This is a genomic window from Vibrio sp. 10N.286.55.E10 (assembly GCF_002872555.1).
Lineage (GTDB): Bacteria > Pseudomonadota > Gammaproteobacteria > Enterobacterales > Vibrionaceae > Vibrio > Vibrio crassostreae.
Genome location: NZ_MCSD01000002.1, coordinates 105,686 through 118,940 on the forward strand (window position 1 = coordinate 105,686; position 13,255 = coordinate 118,940).

Here is a 13,255-nt window from a genome sequence, read left to right on the forward strand (position 1 = left end):
CCCCACTTGCATCTCTAAAACACTATTTACGAACGAGGCAAATCCAAGGATCAAAAAAGCCGATCATAATGACCGGCATTTATTAGTAATTTTAAATTGAGTTAAATGCTGTATCGCTTACTTAGCGAACTCAACACCAATCTCGATATCGCCATTTAGTGTTTCAAGCATGCTGTCTAAGGCGTTACGCTCGAAATCGCTCAGTTCACCGTAGCTAAGGATCGCTTCTGCGCCCTCTTTACCTAGCTTAACTGGCTGAGCGAAGAATGGTGCGTGTTCGCCTTCACCTTCAACGTATGCACATTCGATCACGTTCTCTTCACCTTGAAGCGCTTTCACTAGAGCAAGACCGAAACGACAAGCCGCTTGACCCATAGACAGTGTCGCACTGCCGCCGCCAGCTTTAGCTTCTACTACTTCAGTACCTGCATTTTGGATGCGAGTCGTTAGCGCTGCAATTTCTTCATCAGTGAACTCTACGCCTTCAACTTGAGAAAGCAGAGGAAGGATCGTTACGCCTGAGTGACCGCCGATAACAGGAACACGGATGTCGCCTGGATCTTTATCTTTTAGTTCAGCAACGAACGTTTCAGAACGAATCACATCAAGAGTCGTAATACCGAATAGGCGACGCTTATCGTAAACACCTGCTTTCTTGAGTACTTCAGCTGCGATTGGCACTGTTGTGTTTACTGGGTTAGTGATGATACCAACACAAGCAGTAGGACAAGTAACTGCGATTTTCTCTGCAAGAGACTTAACAATGCCAGCGTTCACATTGAAAAGATCCGCACGATCCATACCAGGCTTACGAGCAACACCCGCTGAAATAAGTACAACATCCGCACCTTCTAGTGCTGGTGTTGGATCTTCACCCGCGTAACCTTTGATCGAAACAGGCGTTGGGATATGGCTAAGATCGGCAGCAACACCCGGTGTTACCGGAGCGATGTCGTAAAGTGCAAGATCTGAACCAGCAGGTAGGCGGTTCTTAAGTAGTAGGGCTAGGGCTTGACCGATGCCACCAGCGGCACCAATAACAGCTACTTTCATTGTTATTCTCCTTGAGAGCTTTCTCTTATAGATTCTTTGTAGGGTAATTCTTGAGCTAAATCTAAGTTAAAAAACTATATTAATCACAAAGTGATTACAATCAATTAACGCTAGCTTTGCGACTTCGCGCAAGTCAATAAAACCGTGCTACACAGCAAGTTCGCATTATGGCGATAATCGACTGAAATAACAAAATAAGTCGTCGCAAATAACACATTATTCTATTAAATATTTACAGTGATATGACTAACAAATTACAGGGATGTTTTGGCTAAAATTGAATATGTATGCGAGAATATGCAAACATCTTTGTTAATGAATAAGAATGACATATGCGCAATACAGAAAAGCAAGACAACTTAGTTCGTGCATTTAAAGCCTTACTAAAAGAAGAACGTTTTGGCTCACAAGGCGAAATTGTAGATGCACTAAAACACGAAGGTTTTGAAAGCATCAACCAGTCTAAAGTCTCGCGTATGTTAACCAAGTTTGGTGCCGTTCGAACTCGTAACGCAAAAATGGAGATGGTTTACTGTCTTCCTGCTGAACTGGGTGTTCCGACAGTTTCTAGCTCTTTACGAGAATTAGTACTAGATATTGACCACAACAATGCATTAGTTGTGATACACACTGGCCCTGGTGCAGCTCAGCTTATCGCTCGCTTATTAGACTCACTAGGTAAGTCGGAAGGCATACTGGGTGTGGTCGCGGGTGATGACACTATCTTTATTACTCCAACGTTATCGGTTACCACTAAGCAACTGTTTGATTCTGTGTGCGAACTGTTTGAATACGCAGGATAATTGCTCACTGTTTCATAACTATCAGCCTTACTAATGGATCACGAACATCTATTCGCTTCGTGATCCAAATCACATCCTAGAATATCCATACACCCTTCCCGAAATTACACTAAATCATTGATTTTAAAAAACTCAGTAGCAAATTAAACACGAGATCTAGACATCATTTGTTAGATTTTTTAGCTATATCTTTTAACATTCGAGTAATTTTCTGCCAATTTTTGATATTATTCAGCCACTTTTTCATCACATGGATTGAAAAAGGTGCCGTTTCCAAATAGGAAACTCCAGAAACGACTACACTTGTTTCAGGGTTAATAATGAATAAAGGAAGGGAAATTCATGGCATTTACCAAACTTATTAAAGTTGGTGCTATTGCAGCTGCTGTAATGGGCGCTGGCGCTGTTAACGCTCAAGAGTTCATCACAATTGGTACTGGTTCAGTGACGGGTGTTTACTACCCGACTGGTGGTGCAATTTGTAAACTAGTGAACAAGGGCCGCAAAGACCACAACATTCGTTGTTCTGTAGAGTCTACTGGTGGTTCAATCTACAACGTTAACACCATCCGTGCTGGTGAACTAGATTTCGGTGTTGTTCAATCGGACTGGCAATACCACGGCTACAACGGTACAAGTAAGTTCAAAGATCAGGGCGAATACAAGAAACTTCGCGCTATGTTCTCTCTACATACAGAACCGTTCAACATCATCGCTCGTACCGATGCTGGCATTAACAATGTTTCTGACCTAGCTGGTAAGCGCGTAAACATTGGTAATCCAGGCTCTGGTGACCGTGCAACGATGGGTGTTGTAATGGACGCAATGGGTTGGACGAACGACAGCTTCAAGCTTGCTTCTGAACTTAAAGGTTCTGAGCGTTCACAAGCACTTTGTGATAACAAGATTGATGCATTTATCTACATGGTTGGTCACCCGAACGGATCAATCAAAGAAGCAACAACGTCTTGTGATGCAAAACTGGTTTCAGCAACGGGTCCACAGATCGACAAGATCGTAGCTGAAAACCCATACTACGCTTACAGCACAGTTCCTGCTGGCATGTACCGTGGTACTGACGCTGACGTAAACAGCTTCGGTGTTGCAGCAACAATGGTAACAACTTCAGACGTTTCTGAAGAAGTTGCATACAACGTTGCTAAGGCAGTATTTGAAAACTTTGACACTTTCAAACGCCTACATCCAGCATTTGCGAACCTGAAAAAAGAAGACATGGTTAAAGCGGGTATCTCTATCCCTCTTCACCCAGGCGCAGCAAAATACTACAAAGAAGTGGGCCTTCTAAAGTAATTCTACTTTAAGCCTACTACACCAATAAGGAGGCTAGCCCTCCTTATTGGCTTTTCACGTTTTATAAAAATAACTTAAGTGAAAAGAGCAACCCTTTAAGTTTCTCCAATTTGGAGGACTTACCTTCGTATCAAGCCTAAGACAAAGACGAACAAAGAACGCATTTCCCTATCCATTCACTACACTAGATAGGAAATAAATAACGTTTGGTTGTTCGTAAGAAAAGGCAGACCATCAATAATAAGGATAAAGTACATGACGCAGACAACATCACCGTCTCCAGATGTGCAAGAAATGGTGGCACAATCAGATACTGGTGCGCGTAGCCCTCGTGGTATCCAAGGCCGTATTTTATGGTTTGTGCCTCTATGTTGGTCACTGTTCCAACTTTGGTATGCATCTCCGCTGCCGTTCATTTTTAACTTCGCAATTTTAAACGACACTGAAGCTCGAGCAATTCACCTTACGTTTGCTATTTTCCTAGCCTTTACCGCTTATCCAGCTATGAAGAACTCGCCTCGGGATCGCATTCCTGCAGTCGACTGGATATTGGCGCTAGTAGGTAGTTTTTCAGCTTCTTATATATATATTTTCTACACTGAACTTGCCGGTCGTTCGGGCGCACCAACAACATTCGATATTGTTGCTGCTGTATTCGGCATGGTTTTACTGCTTGAAGCAACACGACGCGCTTTAGGTCCACCTCTTATGGTTGTGGCGGCAGTATTCCTACTTTACACCTTTGGCGGTCCACACATGCCAGACGTTATCGCCCATAAAGGTGCAAGCCTGAACAAGGCAATGTCGCACCTGTGGCTAACAACGGAAGGTGTATTCGGTGTTGCTCTTGGCGTATCAACGTCATTCGTATTCTTGTTTGTACTGTTTGGTGCAATGCTAGAACGCGCTGGTGCTGGTGCCTACTTCATCAAGGTTGCATTCTCTCTGCTTGGTCACATGAAAGGCGGCCCAGCAAAAGCAGCCGTTGTAGCCTCTGGGTTATCTGGTCTGGTATCAGGTTCATCTATTGCAAACGTGGTAACCACAGGTACCTTTACTATCCCGCTAATGAAGCGTGTTGGTTTCCCGGGCACAAAAGCAGGTGCGGTAGAAGTTGCGGCTTCAACCAATGGCCAACTAACGCCACCGATCATGGGTGCTGCGGCATTCTTGATGGTTGAGTATGTGGGCATCTCGTATGTGGAAGTTATCAAGGCGGCGCTACTGCCAGCTCTGATCTCTTACATAGCTCTGATTTACATCGTTCACCTAGAAGCATGTAAAGCTGGCATGACCGGCTTACCTCGTCGTCACACACCAACTATCGTACAAAGCCTACTCTCTTTCACTGGCACCATATTAGGTCTATGTGTTATTAGTGCCGCGGTTTACTACGGTGTGGGTTGGACGAAAGATGTATTTGGCGATGCTGCAACACCGATCGTAACTGTGGCGCTATTGATCGCTTATGTTGCTCTGGTTCGCGTATCAGCAAAATACGCAGCTGAAGGCGGCATGGAAATCGATGCGGACCTGAAAGAAGTTCCAGATCCAGGTCCAACAATTAAATCTGGTTTGCACTTCCTACTGCCTATCGTAGTGCTAGTTTGGTGTCTAACCGTTGAACGTTTCTCGCCAGGTCTATCTGCATTCTGGGCAACCGTCTTCATGATCTTCATTTTGATCACTCAGCGTCCTTTGATGACTCTGATGAACAAATCAGACGATCTTGCAGAGCAAACTAAAGCTGGTTTCGTTGATCTAGCAGAGAGCTTGGTTTCAGGCGCACGTAACATGATTGGTATCGGTGTAGCGACAGCTGCCGCAGGTACGGTTGTTGGTGTGGTGACTCTAACGGGTATCGGCCTTGTAATGACTGATTTCGTTGAGTTCATCTCAGGCGGTAGCATCATTCTTATGTTGCTATTCACCGCGGTAATCAGCTTGATCCTAGGCATGGGCTTACCAACCACAGCAAACTACATCGTTGTATCAACGCTAATGGCGCCGGTAATTGTTACTCTGGGCGCTGCGCACGGTCTTATCATCCCACTGATTGCGGTGCACTTATTCGTGTTCTACTTCGGTATTCTTGCGGATGACACACCTCCGGTAGGTCTGGCAGCATTTGCCGCAGCAGCGATTGCGAAATCAGACCCGATTCGTACAGGTATTCAAGGTTTTACCTACGATATCCGGACCGCAATCTTACCATTCATGTTCATATTCAATACCCAACTACTGTTGATGGGCATTGATTCTTGGTGGCATTTAGCGCTAACGATTTTCTCTTCGGTTACTGCGGTACTTATCTTTGCAGCAGCAACTCAAGGTTGGTGGTTCACTAAGAACAAGTGGTGGGAAACCATACTGCTTATCGTTCTGACTTTCTCTTTCTTCCGCCCAGGTTTCTGGTGGGACATGATTTATCCAGAGAAAGTTCTTTCGCCAGGAGTTGAGATCGCTCAAATCACAGAAAATTTATCTGTGGGACAATCACTTGAATTGAGAGTAGGTGGCGAAAACTTAGAAGGTAACTATTCTGAGAAGACAGTCCGCCTTCCATTTGAAGATTCTGCGACAACAAGTGAAGACCGCATTGCTTCAATGGGCCTAATGCTGACACAAGCTGACAACAAGATGATTGTTGATATGGTTGAGTTTGGTAGCCCTGCAGAAGCCGCTGGCATTGACTTTGATTGGGAAATTAAATCCGTTATCCAAGATGCAGATCGACCAATGAAAGAGTGGGTATTCTTACCTGCCCTACTGATTTTGATTGGTTTAGCGATGAACCAAAGAAGGCGTGCTCGTAAGGATGAGATTAGCGCGTAATGGATAGAGCCAAGTAGCGCTCTACTCTATTTGGCTTTTTTACTACATGGAAAAGATAATTACAGCGTTTGGTATGTGCTAAGCGCTGCTCAAAAAGAGACGAATACATGTATAGACAAATCCTTGTTCCCGTTGATCTTAACGACAAAGGCTTTTCTGATAAAGCAGTCGAGCTAGCGGTATGGCACGCGAAACACAGCAATGCTGAAATCCACATTCTGAACGTACTACCGGGCATTCACATGTCGATGGTGGCGTCTTACTTCCCGAAAGATGCGGCGAACCAAATGAAGCTTGATGTTAAAAATCAGCTGAAAGAGTTTGCCGACAAACACATCGACGATGAAGTGGTGTATAAGGTTCACGTAGCTGAAGGTAAAACTTACACGACGATTCTTGATTACGCAGAAAAGCTTGGCGCCGACCTTATTGTGATGCCTAGCCATAAGCGTTCGAAAATCGACAAAGTGGTTCTTGGTTCTGTTGCAAGCAAAGTGGTACAGAACTCACCAATCAATGTATTGGTAGTTAAGCCGCAAGGCTAAATCACTTAATCGACATAACGATCTAAAAAGGTTGGCCCAAAAGCCAACCTTTTTTGTTTTGAACTCTACTCGCTTAATACCAATCGTAATAAAGATCTCAAGAATCAACGCACTAAGTTTTGCGGATTACCTGCGACAAAGCCATCTATGTTGTCCATTAAGATATCCGACAGCTTTTGAATTGAGCTATCACTGCCCCATGCAACATGAGGCGTTAGCAGTAAATTAGGTAAGTGACTGTTAGCCAAGAGTGGATTCGAATTGTCTGCAGGCTCTTGTGTGAATACATCCATACCTGCGCCTGCAATCTCATGTTTTTTCAAAGCCTCAACTAAGGCTTGCTCATCAACTAATCCACCGCGCCCTGCATTGATTAAGACTGCACTCGGTTTCATCATCGCGAGCTCTCGCTCTGAAATCAGGTTGCGAGTCGCATCAGTCAAAGGGCAATGCAGACTGATCGCATCCGCTTGCTTTAAAACAGTTTCAAAAGGCAGATAGCCTTCTCGACAAGAGTCAGCCCCTTTGCGCTCTGCAAAAATGACATTCATGCCTATCGCTTTAGCTAATATCGCGGTGGCTTGCCCTAAACTTCCACTGCCCATTAAACCTAATGTGCTGCCCGCTACATCTTGAATCGGATGAGTAAAGAAACAGAACTGCTTACCCTTCTGCCACTCCCCGGCTTCAATGTCTTGATGGTAGCCAACAAGATTTCGCTTTAGCGTAAACAGCATAGCAATCACATGTTCAGGTACCGACTGAGTCGCATAGCCTTGCACATTAGCCACTGCGATATTACTGCCCTTGCAGTATTCCACATCAACATTGTTGACACCTGTCGCAGAAACAGCGATCAACTTGAGTTGTTGCGCTTGAGCTAAATTATCAGCGTTGAGCACAACCTTATTGGTGATAACAACATCTGCTCCCGCAACGCGCTCAGCAACGAGCTCTGGAGCAGTAAAATCAAACTCAATCCATTCATGTTCAAAGCTAAGAGGTTTTAAATTGATTTGAGATGGGATGGTAGCTCGGTCGAGAAAGACCACTTTCAGCTTCGGCATTGTATTTCCTTGAATTGGTATTGATGACACCATTCTAAGCTTTTAGCTTTCTGTAGTCTGGAAGCTCTGGCGCAATTTCAAAGTGCTGTTCAATTTGTGGTGACGCTTGAGGGTAAAATTCACAAGGAACAAAGGCTTTGAACAGTTGGTTGTTCTCCGGATGATAGAAGCTCAGTTCACACGCATGTAAAGCTAATCTATCGCTATACTCAAAAGCTTCAGGCGTTGCATAAAACTCGTCGCCAACAATTGGGTTCCCTATTTCCATACAATGCACACGCAACTGATGAGAGCGACCGGTAATCGGCAGTAACTTCAACAAAGTGGTTTGAGTCTCTTCTTGCTCTACCACATAACGAGTCTTTGATGGCTTGCCATCATCAAAACACACTTTCTGCCTAGGGCGATTCGGCCAATCACAGATGAGTGGCAGATCAATAAGCCCTTCTTTTTCTTCTACTGCCCCCCACACTCGTGCGTAATAGAGCTTATGTGTCAGTCGATATTGGAACTGCTTCTTCAAATGCCGCTCAGCCTGCTTATGTTTAGCTAACAACATCAAGCCTGATGTCGACATATCCAACCGATGCACAACCTGAATCTCCGGAAAATCCACAACCAACCGACTCCACATACTGTCGTAGTGCTCTGGTAACCTTCCCGGCACTGAAAGTAGGCCTGCTGGCTTGTTCACCACTAGAATATCGTCATCTTGATAGACAATGTCGACCCACGGTTCACGTGGTGGTGTGTACTGTTCTAACGCCATTGAAGCCTCTTAATTACTGGTGAATAAATAATTTACGGTTGATTTGTTTATTATTAAATACAATTCCCAACATTTTCGTACATAAAAGTTGACGACTTTACAAAACATGGTATTGATAGGGTAACGGAAAATAAGAAGTCAGCATCAAAGGAAAAATGATGGAAAGTACGGTTAAAACAACCACAGAAAAAACACAAACCTCTGCTCCCCTATCAAGTTTAATCAAGTCTCTTGGCCCTGGCATCATGATGGCTGCTGCGGCAGTAGGTGGCTCACATTTAGTTGCCTCGACCAAAGCTGGTGCGATTTATGGCTGGCAACTCGCCGCTCTTATTATTCTGGTTAACGTATTTAAATACCCATTCTTTAGAGCCGGTATCCAATATACATTGGGAACAGGTCAAAGCTTGGTTGAGGGCTACTCTAACCTAGGTCGCCCATACCTTGTGATCTTTTCAATATTGAGCGCCATTTCCGCCGTCGTGAACACGGCTGCTTTGTTGCTATTCAGTGCAAGCTTACTTAGCTACTTTGTTCCTTTCGAATTAGCCACCAGCACATTGTGCATGATCGTTTTAGCAACATGCTTGATCATTCTATTTGCAGGCCACTATCGTGCTCTTGATACCTTATCTAAGGCGATCATGGCGATCCTGACCATCACAACCTTAGCTGCAGTCGCCATTGCTATAGGCTCTCCAGTCGAACCTGATGCTGCTTTTGTTCCACCGTCGCCTTGGTCATTGGCTGCTATTGGCTTTATCGTGGTGACTATGGGTTGGATGCCTGCGCCTATCGAGATATCCAGCATCACCTCTATGTGGCTAAAGAGCCAAAAAGAGAAACAAGAAGTCACGGCTCAATCAGCGCTATTCGATTTCAATGTTGGCTACATTGGTACTGCACTACTTGCACTAGTGTTCGTTGCGTTAGGCGCTCTGGTACTTCACGGCTCGGGGGTTGAACTGTCTCGCTCTGGTGTTGGCTTTACTCACCAGTTAGTCGGTATTTATGCTTCTACGATTGGTGAATGGTCTCGTCCACTGATCGCCATCGTCGCTTTCTTCTGTATCTTTGGCAGCACCATTACCGTTATCGATGGCTACTCACGCGTACTTGCTGAATCACAGCGACTATTATTTAAAAAAGAGTCGAGCCCACGCATGCTGCAAGGCTGGATCATCATTGTCTCTATCGCGGCCTTGGCGATTGTGATGTTCTTTAGTGCTGCGCTGATGCCAATGTTGGATTTTGCGATGGTACTTGCGTTTGCAACGACACCGTTCTTCGCTCTGCTTAACTTCATTTTGGTAAACAAAGCCAAGCTTCCTGAAGCTCTAGCGATTGGCACCAAACTAAAATGGTTGTCTGTAGCGGGTCTGGTTTACCTATTTGGTTTCCTAGCGGTATTTGTTTGGTGGAAGTGGTTGATGTAATTCCTCAGTCAATACACCTTTCAACAACCAGTACATCTTTCAAACGCTAGATAACAATAAGGCCTTCGTAATGAAGGCCTTATTTCGTTGAAGCATTTCGCTAATTCAAACTAGTTGTGAGAAACCACAATCAAGCGTAATGAATCTAGCTGAACCTGAGCTTTGCTGATGTAACCTGTCAGTTCATTGATTTGAGCTTCGATAACCTCAAGCTCTTCATCACGAATATTCGGGTTCACCGCTTTAAGCGCTTGTAGACGCTCTAGTTCACCGTTCAAGTTAGTTTGCATATCTTTCTGAGCTTGCTGACGAACTTCTTCAACCTTCGGCAGTACATGCGTCTCACCCGCTTCGATTAGCTTGTGAATCTCGCCTTGTACCGAGTTCACTAGTTTGCTCGCTAAGTGACGGTTTACAGGGCTTAGCTGACGGTTAAAGCTATCAAATTCAACCTGAGCAGATAGATCGTTACCACGGCCATCCATCATCAAACGAATTGGTGTCTTAGGCAGGAACTGACTGATACCGCTGCGTTTCGGTGCTTGCGCATCCACAAGGTAAACCAACTCAAGCAGGATAGTACCCACTGGCAGCGCTTTGTTTTTCAGCAATGATACCGCTGATGCACCCACACCTTCACTCAGTAGCAGATCAATACCGCCTTGAATCATTGGGTGCTCCCAGCTGATGAAGTTCATGTCTTCACGAGAAAGGGCTGTATCACGATCGAACGTGATGGTTGCGCCTTCGTATGGTAAGCCAGGGTAGCTTGGTACCATCATGTGCTCAGATGGTGTCACGACTAGCGCATTTTCACCCTTGTCGTCTTGGTTCAAACCAATCGTGTCGAACAAGCTCAGTGCAAACGTTACTAGGTTAGTATCGCCATCAGTTGATGCAATCTTCTCTGCGATTTCGTGTGCTTTGTCGCCGCCGTTTGAGTGCATCTCTAATAGGCGATCGCGGCCTTTTTCTAGATCCGCTTTTAGGCTTTGATTTAGCTTGGCAGACTCTTCAATCACTTCATCAAGCTGCTCTGTATTACCAGAAGCCAGCATTTCGATAAGAACATCTGAGTACTTGTCGTAAACTGTGCGACCAGTTGGACATGTCTCTGCAAATGCATTTAGACCCTCATCAAACCAACGCGCAAGAATCGCCTGTGACGTACCTTTTAAGTAAGGGACATGGATGTCGATGTCACGCAGCTGACCGATACGGTCCAAACGACCAATACGTTGTTCAAGCAAGTCTGGGTTGAACGGAAGATCGAACATTACTAGCTGGTTCGCGAACTGGAAGTTACGACCTTCAGAGCCGATTTCACTACAGATCAGAACCTGAGCACCGCCCTCTTCTTGAGCAAAGTAAGCCGCCGCTTTATCACGTTCAAGGATCGACATGCCTTCATGGAATACGGTTGCACGCACACCTTCACGCTCACGCAGTGCTTGCTCTAATTGAAGCGCCGTACTTGCACGTGATGCGATCACTAGGATCTTTTCACTACGCTTATCTTGGATTTTTTCAATCAACCAGTTAACACGTGAATCGAACTGCCACCAGCTTGAGTCTTCACCTTCAAACTCTTGGAAGATCTCTTCTGGGTACAGCATCTTCATAGCACGAGCTTCGGGAGCCATCTTGCCACCGATCATGCCAGATACACGCATTGAGGTTGTGTACTGCGTTGGAATCTCCATAGGCAGTAGGTTTACATTACGCTTAGGGAAGCCTTTGATTGCAGCTCGCGTGTTTCTAAATAGAACACGGCCAGTACCATGGCGGTCCATAAGGTTATCAATTAATTCTTGGCGAGCTAACGCTTGCTCTTCTTCGCTACTATCACCTTCGATAACACGAAACAGCGGCTCTACATCTTGCTCAGAAAGCAGTTCAGTAATCTGATTCTTCGCGCTGTTTTCAAGCTTCACACCAGAGAACAATGCAGTAACAGCATCAGCAACCGGTGCGTATTGGTCTTCTTCTTCAACGAATGCTTCGTAATCGTAGAAGCGGTCAGGATCAAGCAGACGCAGACGTGCAAAGTGACTCTCACGACCTAGTTGTTCAGGCGTTGCTGTTAGTAGTAGCACACCAGACGTATTTTCCGCTAAGCCTTCAACCACCTGGTATTCGCGGCTTGGTTTGTCTTGGCTCCACTCAAGGTGATGCGCTTCATCGACAACCAGCAAGTCCCACTCGCCTTCAAGTGCTTGCTCGTAGCGCTTACGGCTCTTACGTAGGAAATCCAAAGAACACAGAACGTACTGCTGGGTATCAAATGGGTTGTCCGATTCAGCAAACGCTTCAATACAACGCTCTTCATCGAAGATAGAGAAGTGCAGATTGAAACGGCGCATCATCTCTACTAACCATTGGTGCTGTAGAGTTTCAGGAACCACAATCAGAATTCGTTCAGCACGGCCAGACAACACCTGTTGGTGGATGATCATGCCCGCTTCGATGGTTTTACCTAGGCCAACTTCATCAGCCAGTAAAACGCGCGGAGCGTGACGACGGCCCACTTCATGAGCGATGTATAGCTGGTGAGGGATCAAGCCAGCACGCATACCACACAAGCCACGCATAGGGCTCTTGTGTTGTTGGTACTGGTTACTCAACGCGCGGTAACGCAACACGAAGTTATCCATACGGTCGATTTGACCTGCGTACAGTTTATCTTGTGGCTTGTTAAAGCGGATCTGGTTACTTAAGAAGATTTCACGCAGAGTGACTTCTGTTTCTTGGGTATCTTCGCGAGTACCTAAGTAGGTTAGCAGTCCTTTGTCTCCGATAACTTCTTCGACAGACAGAGACCAACCTTCTTGGCATTCGATGACATCGCCGACATTAAACGTTACTCGGGTTACGGGAGCATCAGTACGTGCATAAACACGGTTTTCTTCTGACGCTGCAAACATTAGTGTCACTGTGCGAGCATCCATTGCTACAACGGTACCTAAACCTAAATCGCTCTCCGTATCGCTTATCCAGCGTTGCCCCAAAGCAAATGTCATGAATCGACTACCTCAATCTTATAGTTGGAATTTGGTCTTTTTAACTGCAGTTTCAAACAAGAACGTTCTCGCTCCTGAACTAAAAATATAGCCAAAAATGCCTAGTTTGCAGCCACTTTTTAAGTGCGCTCTAGATAATAAATATCTCAAGAAAATGGTGCAGAAAAAGGTCGCTAATCTTACTCGATGCTGTGATTTAGGTCACGCCTAAAGGAGATGATTTCGTGCTTTTTTTCTGTTTTCGCCAGTGCAATCAAACTGTCAAAAAATCATGGTTAATCTATAGGTAGCAGATTGCTGCTCTCAAACGAATACGCCATAGTCATCTACAACGATATGGTGGTATTCCTCTAGATGAAGTTTAGGTGAGTAGTTGACTATCACCAGAATCAGATACTAATCTTTATATGAGCTTT

Annotated in this window: 9 protein-coding genes; 5 read left to right on the top strand and 4 right to left on the bottom strand. The window is 45.1% G+C overall.

Translation table 11 applies throughout. The features are described 5' to 3' along the window. Nucleotides 1-117: 117 nt before the first annotated feature. Entirely contained in the window at nucleotides 118-1,053 is a 936-nt protein-coding gene (gene mdh / locus BCV39_RS01680; protein WP_009847834.1) for a malate dehydrogenase, read from the bottom strand. A 332-nt stretch (nucleotides 1,054-1,385) separates the two neighbouring features. On the opposite strand from mdh, the gene argR reads away from it, so the two are divergent. From argR to BCV39_RS01700, 4 genes are all read left to right on the top strand, one after another. Then, the gene (gene argR, locus BCV39_RS01685; protein WP_004740827.1) at nucleotides 1,386-1,856 is read left to right on the top strand and encodes a transcriptional regulator ArgR; all 471 of its coding nucleotides are present in this window, start codon (nucleotides 1,386-1,388) and stop codon (nucleotides 1,854-1,856) included. A 342-nt stretch (nucleotides 1,857-2,198) separates the two neighbouring features. Next, entirely contained in the window at nucleotides 2,199-3,167 is a 969-nt protein-coding gene (locus BCV39_RS01690) for a TAXI family TRAP transporter solute-binding subunit (protein WP_017061374.1), read from the top strand. A 255-nt stretch (nucleotides 3,168-3,422) separates the two neighbouring features. Continuing rightward, a complete protein-coding gene (locus BCV39_RS01695) occupies nucleotides 3,423-6,002 on the top strand; it encodes a TRAP transporter permease (protein ID WP_048657972.1) in 2,580 nt (859 codons plus the stop codon). 107 nt (nucleotides 6,003-6,109) lie between these two features. Continuing rightward, nucleotides 6,110-6,547: a universal stress protein gene (locus BCV39_RS01700; protein ID WP_010434405.1), complete on the top strand. Its 438-nt coding sequence runs from the start codon at nucleotides 6,110-6,112 to the stop codon at nucleotides 6,545-6,547. 104 nt (nucleotides 6,548-6,651) lie between these two features. Here BCV39_RS01700 and BCV39_RS01705 read toward each other — a convergent pair whose 3' ends face one another. Together BCV39_RS01705 and rluA are read right to left on the bottom strand one after the other, a co-directional pair. Continuing rightward, nucleotides 6,652-7,614 carry a D-2-hydroxyacid dehydrogenase gene (locus BCV39_RS01705; protein WP_102432792.1) on the bottom strand — a complete coding sequence of 321 codons (963 nt, stop codon included), beginning with the start codon at nucleotides 7,612-7,614 and terminating at the stop codon, nucleotides 6,652-6,654. A gap of 34 nt (nucleotides 7,615-7,648) precedes the next feature. Then, entirely contained in the window at nucleotides 7,649-8,383 is a 735-nt protein-coding gene (rluA, locus tag BCV39_RS01710) for a bifunctional tRNA pseudouridine(32) synthase/23S rRNA pseudouridine(746) synthase RluA (RefSeq protein WP_102432793.1), read from the bottom strand. Nucleotides 8,384-8,541: 158 nt separating this feature from the next. Between rluA and BCV39_RS01715 the strand changes: the two genes are divergently transcribed. Then, nucleotides 8,542-9,819: a divalent metal cation transporter gene (locus BCV39_RS01715; protein WP_048657969.1), complete on the top strand. Its 1,278-nt coding sequence runs from the start codon at nucleotides 8,542-8,544 to the stop codon at nucleotides 9,817-9,819. Between the two features lie 110 nt (nucleotides 9,820-9,929). Here the strand turns inward: BCV39_RS01715 and rapA are convergent, their stop codons facing one another. Further along, nucleotides 9,930-12,839 carry an RNA polymerase-associated protein RapA gene (gene rapA, locus BCV39_RS01720; protein WP_102432794.1) on the bottom strand — a complete coding sequence of 970 codons (2,910 nt, stop codon included), beginning with the start codon at nucleotides 12,837-12,839 and terminating at the stop codon, nucleotides 9,930-9,932. Nucleotides 12,840-13,255: the final 416 nt, after the last annotated feature.

Excerpts from the sequence above, each read along its gene's own strand:
- BCV39_RS01705 (WP_102432792.1), bottom strand. The coding sequence starts at position 7,614 with ATGCCGAAGCTGAAAGTGGTCTTTCTCGACCGAGCTACCATCCCATCT.
- mdh (WP_009847834.1), bottom strand. The coding sequence starts at position 1,053 with ATGAAAGTAGCTGTTATTGGTGCCGCTGGTGGCATCGGTCAAGCCCTA.
- rluA (WP_102432793.1), bottom strand. The coding sequence starts at position 8,383 with ATGGCGTTAGAACAGTACACACCACCACGTGAACCGTGGGTCGACATT.
- BCV39_RS01715 (WP_048657969.1), top strand. The coding sequence starts at position 8,542 with ATGGAAAGTACGGTTAAAACAACCACAGAAAAAACACAAACCTCTGCT.
- argR (WP_004740827.1), top strand. The coding sequence starts at position 1,386 with ATGCGCAATACAGAAAAGCAAGACAACTTAGTTCGTGCATTTAAAGCC.
- BCV39_RS01700 (WP_010434405.1), top strand. The coding sequence starts at position 6,110 with ATGTATAGACAAATCCTTGTTCCCGTTGATCTTAACGACAAAGGCTTT.
- BCV39_RS01695 (WP_048657972.1), top strand. The coding sequence starts at position 3,423 with ATGACGCAGACAACATCACCGTCTCCAGATGTGCAAGAAATGGTGGCA.
- rapA (WP_102432794.1), bottom strand. The coding sequence starts at position 12,839 with ATGACATTTGCTTTGGGGCAACGCTGGATAAGCGATACGGAGAGCGAT.
- BCV39_RS01690 (WP_017061374.1), top strand. The coding sequence starts at position 2,199 with ATGGCATTTACCAAACTTATTAAAGTTGGTGCTATTGCAGCTGCTGTA.